This is a genomic window from Sinomonas sp., from assembly GCF_051955515.1.
GTDB lineage: Bacteria > Actinomycetota > Actinomycetes > Actinomycetales > Micrococcaceae > Sinomonas.
The window spans coordinates 1-19054 of record NZ_JBQCGQ010000046.1; the positions used below are offsets into that span (position 1 = coordinate 1).

Below are 19054 nucleotides of genomic sequence, written 5' to 3' on the forward strand. Positions count from 1 at the left end.
GCGGCGTTCCGGTCGGGGCCGTCGTTGACCACGAGGGCCATGTCGGGCTTGCCCGAAGCCTTGATTCCGGCGGTCACGCCCGCGGCACGGAAGCCCTTGGGTGCGGTCACGGTCACGGGGCGACTCCCAGCTGTGCGAGGCCGGCGCCCTCAGGGAGCCCCAGCGCGATGTTCATGGACTGCACCGCTCCACCGGCGGTGCCCTTGGTGAGGTTGTCGATGACCGAGCTCACGATCACCCGCCCGGCGTGCGGATCGAAGGCAAGCTGGATCGCCACGTTGTTCGAGCCGATGACCATCTGCGTCGCCGGCCACTGGCCCTCGGGCAGGAGATGGATGAAGGTCTCGTCGCGGTAGGCCGTGTCCCAGGCGGAGCGCAGCGCGGAGGCATCGACGCCCTCCTTCACGCGCGCCGTCGCCGTCGTCAGGATTCCGCGGCTCATCGGAGCAAGCGTGGGGGTGAAGGAGACCCGGACCGCTTCGCCGGCCGCATTCGTCAGGCCCTGCTCGATCTCGGGAGTGTGGCGATGCCCGCCGCCGACTCCATACGGGCTCATGGACCCCATGACCTCAGACCCGAGCAGATGGGGCTTGACGGACTTGCCGGCGCCCGAGGTGCCGGACGCGGACACGATCACCACGTCGTCGGCCTCAAGAAGCCCCGCGGCGAACCCCGGCACGAGCGCGAGCAACGCCGACGTCGGGTAGCAGCCGGGAACGGCGATGCGGCGCGCTCCCTCGAGCTTCTCGCGCTGGCGGTGGCCGCCGTCGAGCAGCAGCTCAGGAAGCCCATAGGGCCAGGTGCCGGCGTGCTCAGACCGGTAGAACTTGAACCACGCCTCCGGATCCTCGAGGCGGTGATCCGCCCCAGCGTCGATCACGAGCGTCGACTCGGGAAGCTGCGACGCGACCTCGGCCGAGGCTCCGTGCGGCAGCGCGAGGAAGACCACGTCGTGGCCTGCGAGGTTCTCGGGGGTCGTCTCGACGATGACGCGATCGGCGAGCGACAGGAGATGCGGCTGGAGCTCGCCGAGCCGGCTGCCCGCGCTACTGTGCGCGGTAATGGCGCCGATCTCGATCTCAGGGTGATTGGCGAGCAGGCGGAGGACCTCTCCCCCGGCGTAGCCACTGGCCCCGGATACTGCTGCGGTAATAGTCACCCGCCCACTATAGGCAAACTTATGCAGCGTTATCAATATTTATGCATTCGGGAATCTAGGGTGCGCCCCTAGGATGGGACGCGGACGAGAACTCAGGAAAGCTATGCCCGAAAGAGGAAACTCCATGATCAACGCCATCGTTGCCCGAGAGGCCGGGGGCCCCGAAGTCCTCTCCCTCACGGAGGTCGAGAAGCCCCAGGTCGGCCCAGGCCAGCTGCTGGTCAAGGTCGCCGCGACCGGCGTCAACTTCATTGAGACCTACCAGCGCCGCGGCATCTATAACGTGCCCTTCCCCTTCACTCCCGGCGAAGAGGCGTCCGGGACCGTGGAGGAGGTCGGCGGCGGCGTCGAGGGGTTCGCGGTCGGGGACCGCGTCGCGACCGCTGAGGGGCGCCGGGCGTACTCCGAGTACATGGTGGTCGACGCCGAGAAGGCGCTCCCGGTCCCGGAGGGCCTGGACCTGGAGACGGCCGCCGCGCTTCCCCTCCAGGGCATGACGGCGCATTACCTCATCAACTCGAGCTTCCGGGTGGAGCCGGGCCAGACGGTGCTCCTGCACGCGGGCGCCGGCGGCGTGGGCCTCCTGCTGATCCAGCTGCTCAAGGCCAAGGGCGCGCGCGTCATCACCACCGTGTCGACGGACGAGAAGGCCGCGCTCGCCGAGGGCGCTGGCGCGGACCACGTGATCCGCTACTCGGGCTTCTCCGAGCAGGTCCGCGATCTCACCAACGGCGCCGGCGTCGACGTGGCGTACGACGGCGTTGGCCGGGACACGTTCGACGGCTCGCTGGCCTGCCTGCGCGTGAGGGGCTACCTCGTGCTGTTCGGCGCCGCGTCGGGTCCCGTCCCGCCCGTGGACCCGCAGCGCCTGAACGCGGGAGGATCCCTGTTCCTGACCCGGCCGACCCTCAAGCACCACCTGCTCAATCCCCAGGAGCGCCTGTGGCGGTCCTCGGAGATCTTCTCGGCGGCGGCCGAGGGGTCGCTGGCCGTCCGGATCGGCGCGACGTTCCCGCTCGCGGACGCCGCCGACGCCCATCGCGCTCTCGAAGGCCGCGCGACCACCGGCAAAGTCCTCCTGGTCCCCTAGCCCCAGCGCGCCGTGAGCGACCCACAGCTCGCCTCCCCGGAGGCACCGGAGCAGCCGCATCGTCCCCAGCTCCCGGCGTCGGAGCGGACTCCACCCGCCCGGACGCTCCTCGACGTCCTGCTGGCGACGGCCGAGGCGTTCCCCGAATCCCCAGCCCTCGACGACGGCGAGCGCGTCCTGAGCTACGGGGAGCTCCTCACAGAGGTCCGTGCCGTGGGCCGCCGGCTCCACGCCGCGGGACTTGGAGCCGGGGACCGCGTGGGTGTCCGCATCCCGTCGGGGACGAACGAGCTGTACATCGCCATCCTTGCGATCCTCCTCATCGGCGCCGCGTACGTCCCCGTGGACGCGGATGACCCCGACGAGCGGGCAAAGCTCGTCTTCAGCGAGGCGGGCGTGGCGGGAATAGTGCGCGGTGGATCGTCGCTCGTGGTGGACCGGAAGCGGCCCACCCCGTTCCGCGATCCGCGTCCCCCCGAACCCGAGGACGACTGCTGGATCATCTTCACCTCGGGCTCCACCGGGACGCCCAAGGGTGTTGCCGTCCGGCATCGCTCGGCCGCCGCCTTCGTCGATGCCGAGTCGCGGATCTTCCTTCGCAACGAGCCGATCGGCCCCGAGGATCGCGTCCTGGCCGGACTCTCGGTGGCCTTCGATGCCTCGTGCGAGGAGATGTGGCTCGCGTGGAGGCATGGCGCCTGCCTCGTTCCCGCCCCGCGCGCCCTCGTGCGCACCGGCATGGACCTTGGCCCGTGGCTCGTGCAGCGCGGCATCACGATCGTCTCGACGGTGCCGACTCTGGCGGCGCTCTGGCCCAGTGAGGCACTCGAGAACGTCCGGCTCCTCATCTTCGGCGGCGAGGCCTGCCCGCCCGAGCTCGCCCAGCGCCTCGCAGTGGAAGGCCGCGAGGTGTGGAACACGTACGGTCCCACCGAGGCCACCGTCGTTGCCTGCGCGGCTCAGCTGGGAGGCCCCGGGCCCGTTCGCATCGGGCTTCCGCTGGACGGCTGGGACCTCGCGATCGTCGACTCCCACGGCCTGCCCGTGCCCGAAGGCAGCGTGGGCGAGCTCATCATCGGCGGCGTCGGCCTCGCGCGATACCTCGATCCGGCGAAAGACGCCGAGAAGTACGCACCCATGCCGTCCCTCGACTGGGATCGCGCCTACCGTTCGGGCGACCTCGTGACCTTCGACCCCGCGGGTCTCGTGTTCCAAGGCCGCGCCGACGAGCAGGTCAAGCTCGGCGGGCGGCGGATCGAGCTCGGCGAGGTCGACGCCGCGCTGCAGGCATTGCCTGGGGTCGCCGGGGCGGCGGCAGCAGTACGGACGACGGCGGCCGGGAACCAGGTGCTTGTCGGGTACCTCGCCTCGGCCGACGGAGGGGAGCTGGATCTCGCTGCCCTCCGCGAGCGGCTCGCGAAGGCCCTCCCCGCTGCGCTCGTACCGCTGCTCGCCGTCGTCGACCTCCTCCCCACGAAGACCAGCGGCAAAGTGGACCGCAACGCGCTCCCCTGGCCGCTTCCAGGCGCGGACGAGGGAGCGGGCGAGGCGCTCGATCTCCCGGAGGACGCGGCGTGGGTCGTCGCCCAGTGGGGTGCCGTTCTGGGGACCCCCGTCTCGAGCCTCGACGCCGACTTCTTCGCCCACGGCGGCGGCTCGCTCGCCGCGGCACAGCTCGTCTCGGCGCTGAGGGCCCGCTACCCCACCGTCACGGTCGCCGACGTCTACGCCCACCCACGGATCGGCGCGCTCGTCGAAGCCGTCACGGGCAGCGGTCCCGCTGCGGCCGCCGTCGTCGAGCGCTCGGTGGCCCCCGCGTCGGCGAGAACCCAGCTCGCCCAGACCCTCCTCGGCATCCCGCTCTTCATCCTCGTGGGAATGCGCTGGCTGACGTATCTCATGGCGGGGAACAACCTGCTCTCCCCCGCGGGCTTCCCGGGCGCGCCGACCGTCTCGTGGTGGTGGGTTGCCGCCTCCTGGCTCGTGTTCGTCAGCCCGCTCGGGCGCATGGCCATCTCCGTCGTCTCCGCGCGCCTCCTCCTCCGGGGCGTTGCCCCCGGAAGGTACCCCCGGTCAGGCTGGGTCCATCTGAGGCTGTGGCTCGCCGAGCAGATCGCCGATCTCGCGCAGGCGGTAAGCCTCGCCAGCGCGCCCTGGGTTCCCTACTACGCCCGCGCTCTCGGGGCGAAGATCGGGCGCGACGCCGTGCTGCACTCGGTGCCTCCGGTCACGGGCATGCTCGAACTCGGACGGGGTGCCTCGGTCGAGCCCGAGGTGGATCTGGCTGGGTGGTGGATCGACGGCGACTGGGTGTACATCGGGCTGGTGCGGATCGGTCCCGGGGCCACCATCGGCTCCCGCAGCACCCTCCTTCCCGGGGCTCAGGTCGGCGCGAATGCCGTGGTCGAGCCCGGTTCCGCGGTATCCGGCCGGGTCAAGGCCGGCCTGCGGGTCTCCGGCTCCCCTGCCGAACGGATCGGAAAGGCCAAGCAGGACTGGCCGGAGGCCGCCCATCACCGTGGACGCGTCCTCGAAGGCCTCTGGATCGCGGTCTTCGCTGCCGCCTCCTCGCTCCTCGCCTTCATCCCCTATCTGTCGGGCTCCGCGGCGGGGGCTGTCCTCGTCTGGGCCGCACTCGGGCACGCGAGCCTCCACGAGGCCTTTCCCGCGACCCTCGCCGCTGCTCCCCTCGCGGCGGCCGTCTGGTTTGCCGCGAACTTCCTGCTCGTCGCAGGATGCACCCGGCTGCTCGGCCTCGGCCTCCGCGAAGGCACCTATCGCGTCCGCAGCAGGATCGGCTGGCAGGTGTGGGCCACGGAGCGAGTCCTCGATCTGGCCCGCGATCTGCTCTTCCCGCTCTACGCGAGCCTCCTCACCCCCACCTGGCTCCGCCTGCTCGGAGCCACGGTCGGCAAGGACGTCGAGGCGTCGACAGTGCTCCTGGTTCCGAAGATGACGACAGTGGGCGACGGCGCTTTCCTCGCCGACGACACGATGGTCGCCTCCTACGAGCTCGGCGGCGGCTGGCTTCGCGTCGGTCCGGCCAAGATCGGCAAGCGGGCGTTCCTCGGCAACTCGGGCATGACGGCCCCGGGCCGCTCGGTGCCGAAGAACGGGCTCGTGGCCGTCCTGTCCGCGACGCCGAAGAAGGCGAAGTCCGGGTCATCCTGGCTCGGCAGCCCGCCAGTGCGCCTCCGCCGCACCTCGCTTGAGTCCGATACGTCGCGGACGTTCAGCCCCCCCGCACGACTCAAGGTGGCCCGTGCCCTCTGGGAGCTGTGCCGAGCGGTGCCGGTGGTGCTCACGGTGGCTATCGCCGTCGTCGTCCTCGCCGTGCTTGACTGGCTCGCCGCGCACTGGGGCTACCTCCTGACGGCGCTCGTGTGCGGCGCCGTCCTGCTGGCCGCCGGCGGGCTCGCCGCGGCGATGGCGACGGCGGCAAAATGGCTCCTCGTGGGCCGGATCCGTTCCGGGGAGCATCCGCTGTGGAGCTCGTTCGTGTGGCGCAATGAGGTGGTGGACGCGTTCGTGGAGATGGTCGGCGCCCCGTGGTTCGCCCGGGCCGCTTCCGGGACACCTGCACTCGTCTGGTGGCTGCGGTCTCTCGGAGCGAGGATCGGCCGCGGCGCCGGGTGCGAGAGCTACTGGCTCCCGGAGGCAGACCTCGTGGAGCTCGGCCTGGGTTCCACCGTCAATCGCGGCTGCGTGGTGCAGACCCATCTGTTCCACGACCGCATCATGAGCATTGATTCCGTGCGCCTGAATGAGGGTGCCACCATGGGGCCCCACAGCGTCGTCCTTCCCGGCGCGAGGCTCGGGCCCGGAGCCACCGTGGGGCCTGCATCCCTCGTGATGCGGGGCGAGTCGATCCCGGGCGGAACCTACTGGCGTGGCAACCCCGTGGGTCCGTGGTCAGAACCGAAAGTGCCGTCCCGATGAGCCCCGACCACCGGACCGAAGACCCGTACACGCCCGGCCATGGAAGCATGGCGTACCTCGTGAGGCGCTACGAGCTGGACCTCGACATCCGGCTCTCGAGCAACCGGCTTGACGGCCGAGCGCGGATCCTGGCCACCGCCGCAGAAGAACTCGACGCGGTGGTCCTCAGCCTTGCGGGCCTCAAGGCCTCGAAGGTGAGGATCAATGGAGCGAAGCCCGCCAAGGTGGTCCAGCGCGGCGAGACCCTGGTGGTCCGGCCCGGGGCCCCGATTCCGGCGGGCTCGGACCTCGAGCTGGACATCCGCTATGAGGGATCGCCTGGTCCGTCCCACGGCGTCTGGGGCGACATTGGGTGGGAGGAACTCGAGGACGGTGTCCTCGTGGCCGGGCAGCCAACGGGGGCGCCCACGTGGTTTCCGTGCAACGATCACCCGCAGCAGAAGGCCTCTTTCCGCATCACGGCCACCACGGATTCCGGGTACCGCGTGATCTCGAACGGACTGCTCGTGGGGCAGCACCGAAAGTCGAGCCGGGAGACGTGGGTCTACGAACAGCACGAGCCGATGGCCCCCTATCTCGCGACCCTGATCATCGGCCGGTACCGGGAGCTCGAACTGGGCCGGTCTGGGAACGAGGGCACCTCGCTGGTCACGGTGAGGGCCGCCGTCCCGCCCACGCTCCATGAGGAGGCGCTGTCGGGTCTCGCGGATCAGGTGCGCATGGTCGAGCTGTTCACGGAACTGTTCGGACCGTATCCGTTCCCGGAGTACACCGTGGTGGTCACCGAGGACGAACTCGAGATTCCCCTCGAGGCACAGACGCTCTCCATCATGGGCCGAAATCACATCACCACGGATTGGGACGATCAGCGCCTCCTCGCCCACGAGCTCGCCCACCAATGGTTCGGCAACTCGGTCACGTCGGCGGCGTGGCAGGATATCTGGCTCCACGAAGGCTTCGCCTGCTACGCAGAGTGGCTCTGGAGTGAACACGCCGGCCGCGGGACGGCTCAGGAGCGGGCGGCGACTGCTTGGCGCCGCCTCGGCAGCGAGCCACAGGACCTCGAGATCGGCCGCCCGGGGCCTGAGCTCATGTTCGACGATCGGGTCTACAAGCGAGGGGCGCTCACGCTGCATGCCGTCCGGGTTGCCGTCGGCGATCCCCTCTTCTTCCGGTCGCTGCGCACCTTCGGGTCCGAGCACCGTCATGCGAATGCCTCAACCGAGGACTTCCTCAGGGTGCTCGATCACGTCTGCGCCGGCGTGCGGGGGTTCACGGCCCACGAGGTTCTCGAACGCTGGCTCTACCAACAAGCCCTCCCGGGACTGCCGGACGCGGACGTCATCCGGACCTGAGCGCCGCCGCTGCCACGAACCCCTCCGGCAGGCCGAGTCCGGTCGCATCGACGTCCCTGACGCGAGGGTCGTCAATGACCTCGACCATGGCCGGATCTGCCCTGAGGCCGGTTCCGAGCGCCTTGAGGAGGGCCTCCTTGCGCGCCCACAGCCGCGCCGCGGCGATCGCGGGCTGGCCTGCACGGCGCAGATGACGGCGTTCGGCCGCAGAGAAGGCCGCCTCCGGAATAGTGCGGTGGAACTCCGCCACGGCCACGAGGTCCACTCCGATCGCGCGGCCAGCGTCGTCCCCGACCGGCTCGACGGCGAACAGCCCCCAACCGCCGGCGCGCGAAGCGCTCGCGGCCATCGGCACGGCGGAGACCAAGCCGCCGTCGCCGTCCTCGCGCACGGCGAAGCCGGGCGAGCCATGCTCGCCCACGCCGCAGTCGGGGCACTCGTACCTGGGCAGAACCCGATCGGGGTCGAGTCCCGCAACCTCGGCCACGAGGCCCCGCAGAGCACGGCGCCCCGCGAGGAACTCGGCTGCCCGGCGCCGATCGACCATGGCCCGCGCACGCTCGTCCTCCGCCGCCGTCGCCTCGCCGACGTGCCACGGCGGAGTGCGCCCGAGCCGGAGCGTCCGGAGGATCATGACGAAACCGCGTTTGCGCTGCGGCTCAGCGCTGGACGGCCCCAAACCGCTCCGCGGCGTGGGCGACGGCAGCGGCCCTTGCCTCCGAGGCCTCGTCTGCCGTCAGCGTGCGGTCCGGAGCGCGGAAGCGAAGGCCGAACGCGAGCGACTTCTTGCCCTCGTCAATGCCCTTGCCCGAGTAGACGTCGAAGAGGTGGACCTCCTCCAGCAGTTCCCCTGCGCCTTCACGCAGCGCCTCCTTGACCTCGTCCGCGGGGATCGTGGCGTCCACAATGAGGGCGACGTCCTGGGTGGCCACGGGGAACGTCGAAATGTGCTTGGACACAATCACATCGGGCGCCGCCTCGAACAGGGCATCGGCGTCGAGCTCCACGGCCGCGGACCGGGCTGGCATGTCATACGCAGCGAGCAGCTTCGGGTGCAGTTCACCCGCGTAGCCCACGACCTCGCCCGTGCGCAGCGCGAGCTGTGCCGTCCGTCCCGGGTGGAACGCCTGATGCACTCCCTGAGTGACGACCAGGTCGACGCCGAGGACGTCCGCGGCAAGGCGCGCAATGTCGATGGCGTCGGCCCAATCCCAGACCCGCGGCGTGTGATGGGCTCCCTCGGGCGAATCGTGGCCGGTGAGGAGGGCCCCGATATGGAGCGGCTGATGGGGAATGCCCGCCTCGAGCGCGTCCAGCACGTCCTCAGTAGGCAGTGCGCCCAGCGGCGGGATCGTGGCCGTGCCGATGGCTCCGCCGTCGGGAAGGAACACGAGGCCGGCCTCGAAAAGCGCCAGGTCGCGGAAGCCCCGCGAGTGGTTGCGCTTCGCAACCTCAACGAGGCCGGGGAGCATCGAGGTCCGGAGCCAGCCGAGCTCCTCGCTCAACGGGTTCGCAAGCTTGACCGCCGGGCGGGGCGCGGTAGCCTCGGCGACGCCGAACGTCTCGTTCGCTGCCTTGGCGACGAACGGGTACGCGAGGATCTCCGTAAGGCCGGCGTCCGCGAGCGCTTGCACGAGGCGACGGCGCTGCTGCTGCTTCCTGGTGAACCCGCGCCCCGGAGGCGCCACGGGGAGCCGCGACGGAATCTTGTCGTAGCCGACGAGACGGGCGACCTCCTCCGAGAGATCCTCCTTCGTCTCCAAATCCCCGCGCCAGCTCGGCGGCGTGACCAGGAAGTCGGACTCACTGCGGTCGACGCTCGCTCCGAGGTCGCCGAGGGTCCGCGCAATGAGCTCCTCGCTGAACTCCATGCCGATCCGCTCCGAGGCGAAGTCGGCCGGCAGAAGGATCTGCACGGGCTCGGGGGCCACGCCGATGTCCGTCCCGGCCTCGTCGGCCACTCCCCCGCCGAGTTCCACGAGGAGGTCCACCACGCGCTGAGCCGCTTCGTCCGCGACCTGCCAGTCGACGCCGCGCTCGAACCGCTTCGACGCCTCGGAGGGCAGCTTGTGACGCCGGCGCGAGCGCCCGACGGTCACGGTGTCGAAGTGCGCCGCCTCGACGAGCACGTTGACGGTGGAGTCCGAGCACTCCGTCGACGCGCCGCCCATCACGCCGGCGATGCCGATGGGCCCGGACTCGTCGGTGATGAGCAGGTCCTCGGGGTCGAGTTCGCGGACCTTGCCGTCGAGCGTCTCGAGCTTCTCCCCCTCCTCGGCACGGCGAACCGTGATGGGTCCGGAGAGCCGGTCGAGGTCGTAGCAGTGCGTGGGCTGTCCGAGTTCGAACATGACGTAGTTCGAGATGTCCACGGGCAGCGAGATCGCGCGGACCCCCGCGAGCCGGAGGCGCGACACCATCCACGGGGGCGTGGGGCGGGTCGGGTCGATGCCGCGCACGGTGCGCGCCACGAAGCGGTCGCAGCCGAGCACACCGTAGATCGGGGCGCGGTCGTCGAGCACGACTTCGTAGCCCCCCTCGAGCTTCGCCGGTGGCGTCACGCGCGTGGCTGGGTCCTCGAAAGTAGTGCCCGTCGCGTGCGCGTACTCCCTGGCGATGCCGCGGATGGAGAAGCAGTAGCTCCGGTCCGGAGTCACGTTGATCTCGGCGGCCTCGTCGTTCAGGCCGAGCAGCTCGAGGGCGTCGGTGCCGACCTCGGGATCGAGCCCGAGGCGGGAGAGGACGATGATGCCGTCGTGGTCCTCGCCGATTCCGAGCTCGCGGGCAGAGGCGATCATGCCGGCAGAGAGGTGGCCATAGGTCTTGCGGGCGGCGATGTGGAAATCACCGGGCAGCGTCGCCCCGGGGAGGGTCACCACGACCTTGTCACCCTCGACGAAGTTGTGCGCTCCGCACACGATCCCCTGCACGCCGGAGGGATCGATGCCCTTCCCGCTGAGGGTCTGCTCCTGGCCTTCGGGAACGACCCTGACCTGGCACCAGTTGATCGTCTTGCCGTTCGACTGCGGTTCCTTGACGAGGCTCAGAACCTGCCCGACGACGATCGGGCCGTTGATGGTGTCGGAGGGCCGATGGACGGCTTCCTCCTCGAGGCCCACCGAGACAAGGTCGGCCATGAGGTCTTCTGCCGTCGCGTCGGCAGGGAGCTGCGTGTACTCGCGCAGCCACGAAAGGGGGATTCGCATGATTGCCTAGATCTCCATCCCGAAATGCTCGCTGAAACGGACGTCGCCTTCGATCATGTCCCGCATGTCGAGCACGTCGTTGCGGAACATGAGCGTCCGCTCGATGCCCATGCCGAAGGCGAAACCCGAGTACACATCCGGATCGATCCCGGCCGCTCGCAGCACGTTGGGGTTCACCATGCCGCAGCCGCCCCATTCGATCCACCGGGGACCGCCCTTGGCGCCTGGGTGCCAGATGTCCAGTTCGGCGCTGGGCTCGGTGAACGGGAAGTAGTTGGGGCGAAGACGGATCTGCGCCTCCTGGCCGAACATCTGCCGGGCGAAGTGCTCGAGAGTGCCCCGGAGGTCTGCCATGCTCAGGCCCTTGTCGATGGCCAGGCCCTCGAACTGGTGGAACACCGGCGTGTGGGTCGCATCGAGCTCGTCGGTGCGGAACACCTTTCCGGGGCAGAGGACGTAGATCGGCACCTCGCGCTCGAGCATGGAGCGCACCTGGACGGGCGAGGTGTGGGTCCTCAGGAGCACGTGCCGGTCGGGGGGATCGATGAAGAAGGTGTCCTGCATCTCCCTGGCAGGATGATCCGGCTTGAAGTTGAGCGCGTCGAAGTTGAACCACTCCGACTCGAGCTCGGGCCCTTCGGCGATCTCCCAGCCCATGCCCACGAAAATGTCGCTCACGCGGTCCTGAAGCGTCGAGAGCGGGTGGCGCGCACCTGCCCCACGACGGCGCGGGGCTGCCGTGACATCGACCGTCTCCTCGACCAGGATCCGTGCGTCGTTCTCGGCCTCGAGGACCTCGGAGCGCTCGGCAATCGCCTTGTTCACGCGTCCACGCGCGGCGCCCACGATCTTGCCGGCAGCCGACTTGGACTCCTTCGGCAGCGAGCCGATCGCTCGATTCGAGAGCGCCAGAGGGGACTTCTCCCCCGTATGCGCGAGACGGACGGCCTTGAGCTCGTCGAGGCTGGACGCCTCCGAGATCTGCTCGAGGGCGCGGGTGACAGCGGCGGTGACGGCTGCTTCGTCCAGGGGATCCGGGACGTCGACGCCGGGCAATGTATCAGTCATGGACCGTTCTTACGCAGCGGGCGGGGTTTCGTCCCCAGTCTAGTGGACCTCACGCTCACCTCTGGGCCGCTTGCGGCGTCACGGCTACCGTGAGAGGCGTGGTACGCAAGCCTGACATTGTGGTGGTCACCGGCACGGGAACCGTGAGAGCGATTCCGGATCTCGCCGTCCTGAGCCTTGGCGTCGAGGTGCGTCACGCGGGACTCCAAGACTGCTATTCAGGGGCGGCGGCAGCAGCGACCCGCCTCGTCGAGGCCGTCACGTCCCTCGGAATAGCGCGCGCGGACGTCCGAACGAGCGGCCTGTCCCTGCGGAGCGAGACGGTCTGGCGCGAGCAGAGCGGCCAGCAGGTCGTCGCCTACGTGGCGACTGCCGGGCTCACCGTAGCCGTGCGGGAGCTCGCCCGGGCACCCGAGCTTCTGGACGCCGTCGTGCGTTCCGGCGGCGAGGCACTCAGGGTCCATGGCCTCGCGCTCGAGGTGAGCGACGCCAAGCAGGCCGGCGCCGCGGCTCAGGCGGCGGCTTTCGACGACGCGCGGGACGCGGCTGCCCGGCTGGCGGCCAAGGCGGGGCGGACACTCGGCGAGGTCGTGCGGATCGACGCCGCGCCGCACGTCATGCCGGGCCCTCCGATACCGATGGCGCGGGTGGCCCTTGCCAGCGCGGTCGAGGCCATGCCCGTGGAGGCCGGGGAGTCCGAGATCAGCTCCTCGGTGACTGTCACGTGGCGCCTCAGCGATTGACATGTCATAGAACATGTATTCGAATAAGAGCTATGCGATGGAACACGCAGACGACGCACGGCGAGAGCAACGAGACTCAGCCCGGTGAAGCTCCTCTGATCCCCCTCGCGGGGCTTCTGCGCGCCGTCCGGACGCCGGAGTTCCACGGCATCACGTTCCATGAGGTCGCCGCGAGATCGGCGCTCAACAAGGTGCCGCCGGCGTCCTCCATGCCCTTCCGATGGACGATCAACCCGTATCGGGGGTGCAGCCACGCGTGCGTCTACTGCTTCGCGCGCGGGACCCACCAATACCTCGATCTCGATGCGGGGCTCGACTTCGATCGTCAGCTCGTGGTCAAGGTCAACGTCGTCGAGGTGCTGCGCGCCGAGCTCGCACGAGCTTCGTGGAAGCGAGAGCACGTCGCCTTGGGGACGAACACCGATCCTTACCAGCGCGCGGAGGGGCGGTACGCCCTGATGCCCGGCATCATCCGGGCGCTCACGGACGAAGGGACGCCGTTCTCGATCCTCACTAAGGGAACCCTGCTCGCACGGGATCTTCCGCTGCTCAAGGCCGCCGCGGCCCAGGTCCCCGTCAGTGCCGGCATCTCGCTCGCCGTCCTCGACCCGGAGCTGCAGGCCCATCTTGAGCCGGGGACCCCCACCCCGTCCGCGAGGCTCTCGCTCATCTCCAAGCTCCGGGACGCCGGGCTGGCCTGCGGGGTGATGGCGATGCCGATCCTGCCGTGGCTCACGGACGGGGAAGAGCACCTCGATGCACTCTTCGGCGCCCTCTCAGCCGCCGGAGCCACGGGGGTGACCGCCGGCGCGCTCCACCTCCGGCCCGGCACCAAGGAATGGTTCATGCAGTGGCTCGGCCGCGAGCACCCGCAGCTGGTGGGACGGTATGCCCGCCTCTACGGGAAGGGGTCCTACGCGCCGAAGGAGTACCGGACGTGGCTCGCCGGGCGCGTCAACGCCGCGAAGGCACGCCACCACTTCGCGGGGCAGCCCAGCTTCGCGCACCGCGTGGGGGCCGGGGGCGCCGACACCCATGAGGCGTCGGCCGACCCGCGGTCCCACGCAGTGCAGGAGCAGCTCTTCTAGGCCTCGCCGGAAGCGCTCCCCCGGACTCCGGCGCGGACCGCCTCGACGATCGGGAAGTCAGCCGGGATCCACGGAAGCCCCATGAGCCGCTCGTCCTCGAGGGGCACCCAGCGGAGCTCGTCGTGAGCCGCGAGGGCCGCCGGCTCGCTGCCGATGATCTCGGCGACCCACACCCGCATCGCGGCCTTCTCGTTGAGCGGCCATCCCTCAGGGCCCGGGCCCGCAACCTCATAGCCCAAGCGCACCACGACGCCCAGCTCCTCGTCGAGCTCGCGGTGGAGCGCCGCCTCATGTCCCTCTCCCGGCTCCACCTTGCCGCCAGGGAACTCCCACAGGCCGGCCAGGGCGGGAGGCGCAGTCCTGCGCGCCGCAAGGAGCCTTGTGGGCTGCTCGAGGGAGTCGAGAATGGCGGCCCCCACCACCTGCACGAATTCGGGTTTCACCCGGCAAGTCTAGGCAAAGGCCCGGGTCATGGAATGCTGACGGCTCGCATAGGGTTGAAGGAGTCCGAGGGCCACAGCTGCCCCTCGTCCCACGAGATACGGCGACCTGAGGTTCCTCCCATGACGACACCCGTCCACACCACGCCCGCAGCAGCGCACCGCGCTGGTCCCCTGGCACCGAGCCCGCTCTTCTGGGCCGTGCTCGCGCTCGCGCTGGGTGGCTTCGGCATCGGCACCGTCGAGTTCACCACCATGGGCCTGCTCAAGGACATCGAGCGCGGCCTCGGCCTCTCGACCCCCCAAGCAGGCCAGCTGATCTCGGCCTACGCCCTCGGCGTCGTCGTGGGCGCCCCGGTGCTCGCCGCGGCCGGCGCCCGTCTGCCGCGGAAGCGCCTGGTCATGGCGCTCGCAGCGTTCATCGCCCTCGCCAACCTCTCTTCGGTCTTCGCCGGCGACTTCGGCTCCATGATGGTCTCGCGGTTCGCCGCGGGGCTTCCGCACGGCGCGTACTTCGGTGCCGCGGCGGTCCTCGCGGGCTCGCTCGTCGCACCGACCAAGCGTGGTTGGGCGATTGCCGCGGTGATGTCCGGCCTCACGGTGGCAAACGTCGTCGGCGTTCCGTTCGCCACGTGGCTCGGGCAGGCCTTCGGCTGGCGGCTCCTCTTCGTCGTCACCGCCGTGATCGGCCTTGCCGCCGTCATCATGATCTGGCGGTTCGTGCCGTTCGTACCGGCCCATCCGGAGGCGAGCATTCGCCGCGAATTGGCCGCGCTTCGGAGCGTCCACGTGTGGCTCGCCCTCCTGATCGGGGTCGTCGGCTTCGGCGGGTTCTTCGCAACGTATACCTACATCTCCCACACCATGACGGCGGTCGCCGGCCTCGCGGAGAACCTGATACCCGTCGTCGTCGCGCTCTACGGACTCGGGATGGTTCTAGGCAACGTGGTCGGCGGGCGGATGGCCGACCGTTCGGTGATGGGGACGGTGTACCGGGGCCTGGCCCTCGTCGCGGTCGTCATGGTGCTGTACGCTCTGGCTGCCGTGTGGTGGCCGAGCGCGCTGCTCATGGTCTTTGTGGTCGGAGCCTCCGGCTCGATGCTCATCCCGGCCCTCCAGACACGCCTGCTCGATTCGGCACCTCACGCCCCCACCCTCGCGTCGTCCCTGAACCATTCGGCGCTCAACGTCGCGAACGCCCTCGGGGCCTTCCTGGGCGGCCTGGTGATCGGATGGGGCTGGGGCTTCACGGCGCCCGCCTATGTGGGAGCGGCGCTGGCAGTTCTCGGCCTCGGCATCGCAGCGGTGAGCGGCCGGCTCGAGCGACGCGCTCGCTGAGGCGCGCTAGCCGCGCGGGATGTCTGGCTCGAGGTAGATGACACTCGCGGTGGGCACGGCTTCCCTGATGCGCGCCTCCGCGTCGTCGATCGCCTGCGCGATCTCTGCGCCGTTCGAGCCGCTCGTGACACTGAACTTCGCCGCCACCAGCAACTCCTCCGGTCCCAGGTGCAGGGTCCGCAGGTGGATGATCCGCGTGCCGTCGCTTTGGATCGCAGCCTCGATCTTGGCCACATCCGCGGCGGTAGCCGACTCCCCGAGGAGCAGCGAGCTGGTCTCGACGGCGAGCACCGCCGCGATGAGGACCAGGAGGATGCCGATCATGGCGGTGCCGATGCCGTCCCACACGCCATTGCCGGTGATGAGCGTGAGCGAGACACCGAAGAGCGCGCACACCAGTCCGATAAGGGCACCGAAGTCCTCAAGCAGGATGACCGGCAGTTCGGGCTGCTTGACGGATCGGATGAACTGGACCCATGACTGGTTTCCGCGCAGGGACGCGGCCTCACGCGCAGCCGTACGGAACGACAGGCCCTCCGCCACGATGGAGCCCAGGAGGATCACCAGGGGAACCCACCACCACGCGCCCTCGATCCCGTGCGGGTCGTGCAGCTTCTCCCACGCCTCGAATAGCGCGAAGAGCCCGCCCACGCTGAACAGGACGATCGAGACGATGAAGCCGTAGATGTACCGTGCCCGGCCGTAGCCGAAGGGGTGCTGGCGGTTCGGCTTCCGCGACGCACGCTTGCCGCCGATCAGCAGGAGTATCTGGTTCCCGGAATCTGCGACAGAATGAATGGCCTCGGCAAGCATCGACGACGACGCCGTGAGCAGGAAGGCCAGGAACTTCATCGCAGCGATCGAAAGGTTGGCGGTGAGAGCCGCGATCACGGCTTTGGTGCCCCCAGAAGCAGACATGCTTCAGAATTTACCCGACCGCGCGCGTCCTACCCGAGGCCGGTGCGACGCTGCGCCCTGGCGCTCGCATAGAGGCAGACGGTCGCCGCGGTGCCGACGTTGAGGCTCTCGGCCTGCCCGTACACGGGCACCGCGACCCGGGCGTCCGCCAGACCGAGTTCGGCATCGGAGAGTCCCTGCGCCTCGTTCCCGAACAGCCACGCTGTGGGCGCCTCCAGGGCGTACGATGACGGCTCCTCGCCGGCGCTGGCTTCTTCCCCGAGGCTCGCTGCTCCCCTCAGGCGCCGCGCGGCGCTGCTGTCCTGGAGATCGTCGAGGTTCACCGGACCGTAGCCGTCCGCGGCGAGGACCCCGACTCCCGCCCGGGCGAGCTCGTGGACGAGGTCATCGACGGGTTGACCCACCACGACCGGGACGTGGAAGAGGGAGCCGGCGGTGCTGCGCACGGCCTTGGGGTTGTAGACGTCCACGCTGCCGTCCGTGAAGACCACCGCGTCCGCCCCCGCGGCGTCCGCCGCCCGAAGGATGGTTCCCGCGTTGCCTGGGTCCTGGACGCGGCAGAGGACGGCGATCAGCCGGGGAGAGCGTGAGAGCACGTCCTCGAGCGAAACGTCGACCTTTCGGCAGACGGCCACGATCCCCTGGGGGTTGACGGTGTCCGCCATCGCGGCAAGAACCTCGTCGGTGGCCAGGCGGAGCATTCCAGCCGGCTCGGCCAGAGCCTTCAGTTCGGGGTGCCGTTCAAGGCACGCCTCGCTCGCGTAGATCTCGACGACACGGTCAGGGACCAGCCTGAGCGCCTCCCGCACCGCTTGGGGACCCTCGGCGAGGAACAGGCCCCGCCGGTCGCGGGCAGAACGCTGCGCGAGCTTTGCGACGTCGCGCACGCGGTCGGCCCGCGGATTCGTCATGGAGGAGGTCACTGACCCACTGTAATGGGCGAAGATGCAGGGCCCAGAAACCGTTGCATCTGGCCGGAAAACGCCAGAACGCCCGCGCTGCCTGGCAGCACGGGCGCTCTGTGAACGCGGAGGACCTACTTCGCGGCGGCCGGAGCGTTGACGTCCGAGGGGAGGGCCTTCTTGGCGACCTCGACCAGCGCGGAGAACGCGGCGGCATCGGAGACGGCGAGCTCGGCGAGCATGCGGCGGTCAACCTCGACCTCGGCGGCCTTCAGGCCCTGGATCAGGCGGTTGTAGGTCAGGCCGTTGGCGCGAGCGGCGGCGTTGATGCGCTGGATCCACAGACGGCGGAAGTCGCCCTTGCGCTTGTGGCGATCCTGGTAGCTGTAGACGAACGAGTGGAGCAGCTGCTCCTTCGCCTTGCGGTAGAGGCGCGACCGCTGACCCCGGTAGCCGGATGCGCGGTCAAGAACGGTGCGGCGCTTCTTGTGGGCGTTGACTGCCCGCTTCACGCGTGCCATGTGTGTACTCCTTTAGAAAATCTGGCAGGGGGAAAGTCAGATGCCCAGCATCCGCTTGATGACCTTGGCGTAGCCACCGGTCACGATCTTGTCCGCGTGCAGGCGGCGCGTGAGCGTGGTGGGCTTGTGCTCGAGGTAGTGGCGGCGGTTGGCCTGCTGGCGCTTGATCTTGCCCGAGCCGGTCAGCTTGAAGCGCTTCTTGGCGCCACTGTGGGTCTTCATCTTCGGCATGGAAACCGATCTCCTTCGCTTCCCGCGGCACGAGGCCACGGCTTCTCTGGCGGCCCGCTTCCGCGGACCGACTGGTGGTACCGGTCGTCTCGCCGACCGCGAGGGTCGGGAGGCGGCGGTGGGCTAGTTGCCTCGGCGTCCCGATGGACGGGGTGCCGGGGGCTTCGGGGTCGCCGAGCCAGGCCGCGGCGCGCCGGGCTTGGGAGCCTGGGGGCGCGGAGCCGTGGGCTTCGGCGCGGTCGGCTTGGCAGCTTCAGCGGGCTTGGGGGCCTGCGGTCGCGGAGCCGGGGTCTGAGCGGTAGGAGCCGCAGGCCGCTCGGGAGCGGGGGGGCGCTTTTCTGCTGCTGGTGCGGGCTCTGCCGGCGCGTCGGCCTGAATGGCCTCCGGCTCAGCTTCCGCCTGAACGGCCTCCGGCTCAGTTTCGGCCTCGGGTGCCGGCGCCGCCTCAACGTCGGGCGTAGCCACTGCTGTCTCCGACTCGGCCTCGGCCGACTCGACCGGCTGCTCCTCGCGTTGGGCAGCAGCCTGACGCAGTGCCTCGGGAATGGCGTCCCCGAGCGACTGCGTCAACGGAGCCTGGTCTGCCGTGACCCCCGCCGTCTTGGCGGCCTCCGCCTTGGCCTTGTCGGTGGCCCGCTGGGCGGCCCGACGAGCCTCGGCCTTGGCTTCGGCCTTGTTCTTGAGCGGTCCGATGACCATGACCATGTTGCGGCCGTCGATCCGGGGCGCCGACTCGACGGCGCCGACCTCGGCGACGTCCTCCGCGAAGCGCTGGAGAAGGCGGATGCCCATCTCCGGGCGCTGCTGCTCGCGGCCACGGAACTGGATCATGGCCTTGACCTTGTCCCCGGCGCCGAGGAAGCGGAGCGCGTGGCCCTTCTTCGTCTCGTAGTCGTGGGTGTCGATCTTGAGGCGGAAGCGAATCTCCTTCAGAACCGTGTTCGTCTGGTTCTTGCGCGCCTCGCGGGCCTTGACCGCGGCCTCGTACTTGTACTTGCCGAAGTCCATCAGCTTGCACACCGGCGGTTTCGCCTGGGGTGCTACCTCAACGAGATC

At 69.7% G+C, this 19054-nt stretch carries 16 protein-coding genes and 1 pseudogene; 6 read left to right on the forward strand and 11 right to left on the reverse strand.

What is annotated here, in order from left to right; genetic code table 11:
- Positions 1-116 (reverse strand): annotated as a pseudogene (locus tag ACTHL9_RS02365) (bifunctional glutamate N-acetyltransferase/amino-acid acetyltransferase ArgJ); the annotation flags it as partial.
- Positions 113-1159, reverse strand: a complete 1047-nt coding sequence (argC, locus tag ACTHL9_RS02370; RefSeq protein ID WP_440517066.1) for an N-acetyl-gamma-glutamyl-phosphate reductase — start codon at positions 1157-1159, stop codon at positions 113-115. The gene argC and the pseudogene ACTHL9_RS02365, both read right to left, overlap by 4 nt.
- Positions 1160-1283: 124 nt before the next feature.
- On the opposite strand from argC, the gene ACTHL9_RS02375 reads away from it, so the two are divergent.
- From ACTHL9_RS02375 to ACTHL9_RS02385, 3 genes are read left to right on the forward strand one after another with little or no spacing between them, the layout of a single operon-like run.
- Positions 1284-2249, forward strand: coding sequence for a quinone oxidoreductase family protein (locus ACTHL9_RS02375; RefSeq protein ID WP_440517067.1), 966 nt, complete (start codon positions 1284-1286; stop codon positions 2247-2249).
- A 12-nt stretch (positions 2250-2261) separates the two neighbouring features.
- Positions 2262-6188, forward strand: coding sequence for a Pls/PosA family non-ribosomal peptide synthetase (locus tag ACTHL9_RS02380; protein ID WP_440517068.1), 3927 nt, complete (start codon positions 2262-2264; stop codon positions 6186-6188).
- Positions 6185-7543, forward strand: coding sequence for a M1 family metallopeptidase (locus tag ACTHL9_RS02385; protein ID WP_440517070.1), 1359 nt, complete (start codon positions 6185-6187; stop codon positions 7541-7543). The genes ACTHL9_RS02380 and ACTHL9_RS02385 overlap by 4 nt, the downstream gene beginning before the upstream one ends.
- Here ACTHL9_RS02385 and ACTHL9_RS02390 read toward each other — a convergent pair.
- From ACTHL9_RS02390 to pheS, 3 genes are read right to left on the reverse strand one after another with little or no spacing between them, the layout of a single operon-like run.
- Entirely contained in the window at positions 7530-8177 is a 648-nt protein-coding gene (locus ACTHL9_RS02390) for a 4'-phosphopantetheinyl transferase family protein (protein ID WP_440517071.1), read from the reverse strand. The two genes, ACTHL9_RS02385 and ACTHL9_RS02390, sit on opposite strands and share 14 nt — an antisense overlap.
- Positions 8178-8202: 25 nt before the next feature.
- A complete protein-coding gene (pheT, locus tag ACTHL9_RS02395) occupies positions 8203-10749 on the reverse strand; it encodes a phenylalanine--tRNA ligase subunit beta (RefSeq protein ID WP_440517072.1) in 2547 nt (848 codons plus the stop codon).
- Between the two features lie 6 nt (positions 10750-10755).
- On the reverse strand, positions 10756-11817 hold the full coding sequence (gene pheS, locus ACTHL9_RS02400; protein ID WP_440517073.1) for a phenylalanine--tRNA ligase subunit alpha: 1062 nt from the start codon (positions 11815-11817) through the stop codon (positions 10756-10758).
- A gap of 98 nt (positions 11818-11915) precedes the next feature.
- Here pheS and ACTHL9_RS02405 point away from each other — a divergent pair, with 98 nt between their 5' ends.
- The gene (locus tag ACTHL9_RS02405; protein WP_440517074.1) at positions 11916-12560 is read left to right on the forward strand and encodes an SIMPL domain-containing protein; all 645 of its coding nucleotides are present in this window, start codon (positions 11916-11918) and stop codon (positions 12558-12560) included.
- Positions 12561-12592: 32 nt separating this feature from the next.
- A complete protein-coding gene (locus tag ACTHL9_RS02410) occupies positions 12593-13648 on the forward strand; it encodes an Rv2578c family radical SAM protein (RefSeq protein WP_440517076.1) in 1056 nt (351 codons plus the stop codon).
- Here ACTHL9_RS02410 and ACTHL9_RS02415 read toward each other — a convergent pair.
- Positions 13645-14091 (reverse strand): (deoxy)nucleoside triphosphate pyrophosphohydrolase, encoded by a 447-nt coding sequence (locus tag ACTHL9_RS02415; protein WP_440517077.1) that lies wholly within the window; start codon positions 14089-14091, stop codon positions 13645-13647. The two genes, ACTHL9_RS02410 and ACTHL9_RS02415, sit on opposite strands and share 4 nt — an antisense overlap.
- Before the next feature lie 120 nt (positions 14092-14211).
- On the opposite strand from ACTHL9_RS02415, the gene ACTHL9_RS02420 reads away from it, so the two are divergent.
- Positions 14212-15426, forward strand: a complete 1215-nt coding sequence (locus ACTHL9_RS02420) for an MFS transporter (RefSeq protein ID WP_440517078.1) — start codon at positions 14212-14214, stop codon at positions 15424-15426.
- A 6-nt stretch (positions 15427-15432) separates the two neighbouring features.
- Here the strand turns inward: ACTHL9_RS02420 and ACTHL9_RS02425 are convergent, their stop codons facing one another.
- The 5 genes from ACTHL9_RS02425 to infC form a co-directional block, all read right to left on the reverse strand.
- On the reverse strand, positions 15433-16344 hold the full coding sequence (locus ACTHL9_RS02425) for a cation diffusion facilitator family transporter (protein ID WP_440517079.1): 912 nt from the start codon (positions 16342-16344) through the stop codon (positions 15433-15435).
- A gap of 29 nt (positions 16345-16373) precedes the next feature.
- Entirely contained in the window at positions 16374-17255 is an 882-nt protein-coding gene (locus tag ACTHL9_RS02430) for a TrmH family RNA methyltransferase (protein ID WP_440517081.1), read from the reverse strand.
- Between the two features lie 125 nt (positions 17256-17380).
- Complete coding sequence (gene rplT / locus ACTHL9_RS02435; protein WP_323278368.1) at positions 17381-17767, reverse strand: 50S ribosomal protein L20; 387 nt, start codon at positions 17765-17767, stop codon at positions 17381-17383.
- A 36-nt stretch (positions 17768-17803) separates the two neighbouring features.
- Entirely contained in the window at positions 17804-17998 is a 195-nt protein-coding gene (rpmI, locus tag ACTHL9_RS02440; protein ID WP_138418552.1) for a 50S ribosomal protein L35, read from the reverse strand.
- 123 nt (positions 17999-18121) lie between these two features.
- A partial coding sequence (infC, locus tag ACTHL9_RS02445) for a translation initiation factor IF-3 (protein ID WP_440517080.1) occupies positions 18122-19054 on the reverse strand: 933 nt, incomplete at its 5' end.

Bases quoted from the DNA above. Each gene is read 5' to 3' on its own strand.
- ACTHL9_RS02430 (WP_440517081.1), bottom strand. From the start codon at position 17,255: ATGACGAATCCGCGGGCCGACCGCGTGCGCGACGTCGCAAAGCTCGCG.
- ACTHL9_RS02410 (WP_440517076.1), top strand. From the start codon at position 12,593: ATGCGATGGAACACGCAGACGACGCACGGCGAGAGCAACGAGACTCAG.
- pheS (WP_440517073.1), bottom strand. From the start codon at position 11,817: ATGACTGATACATTGCCCGGCGTCGACGTCCCGGATCCCCTGGACGAA.
- ACTHL9_RS02385 (WP_440517070.1), top strand. From the start codon at position 6,185: ATGAGCCCCGACCACCGGACCGAAGACCCGTACACGCCCGGCCATGGA.
- rpmI (WP_138418552.1), bottom strand. From the start codon at position 17,998: ATGCCGAAGATGAAGACCCACAGTGGCGCCAAGAAGCGCTTCAAGCTG.
- ACTHL9_RS02375 (WP_440517067.1), top strand. From the start codon at position 1,284: ATGATCAACGCCATCGTTGCCCGAGAGGCCGGGGGCCCCGAAGTCCTC.
- ACTHL9_RS02420 (WP_440517078.1), top strand. From the start codon at position 14,212: ATGACGACACCCGTCCACACCACGCCCGCAGCAGCGCACCGCGCTGGT.
- rplT (WP_323278368.1), bottom strand. From the start codon at position 17,767: ATGGCACGCGTGAAGCGGGCAGTCAACGCCCACAAGAAGCGCCGCACC.
- pheT (WP_440517072.1), bottom strand. From the start codon at position 10,749: ATGCGAATCCCCCTTTCGTGGCTGCGCGAGTACACGCAGCTCCCTGCC.
- ACTHL9_RS02425 (WP_440517079.1), bottom strand. From the start codon at position 16,344: ATGTCTGCTTCTGGGGGCACCAAAGCCGTGATCGCGGCTCTCACCGCC.
- ACTHL9_RS02390 (WP_440517071.1), bottom strand. From the start codon at position 8,177: ATGATCCTCCGGACGCTCCGGCTCGGGCGCACTCCGCCGTGGCACGTC.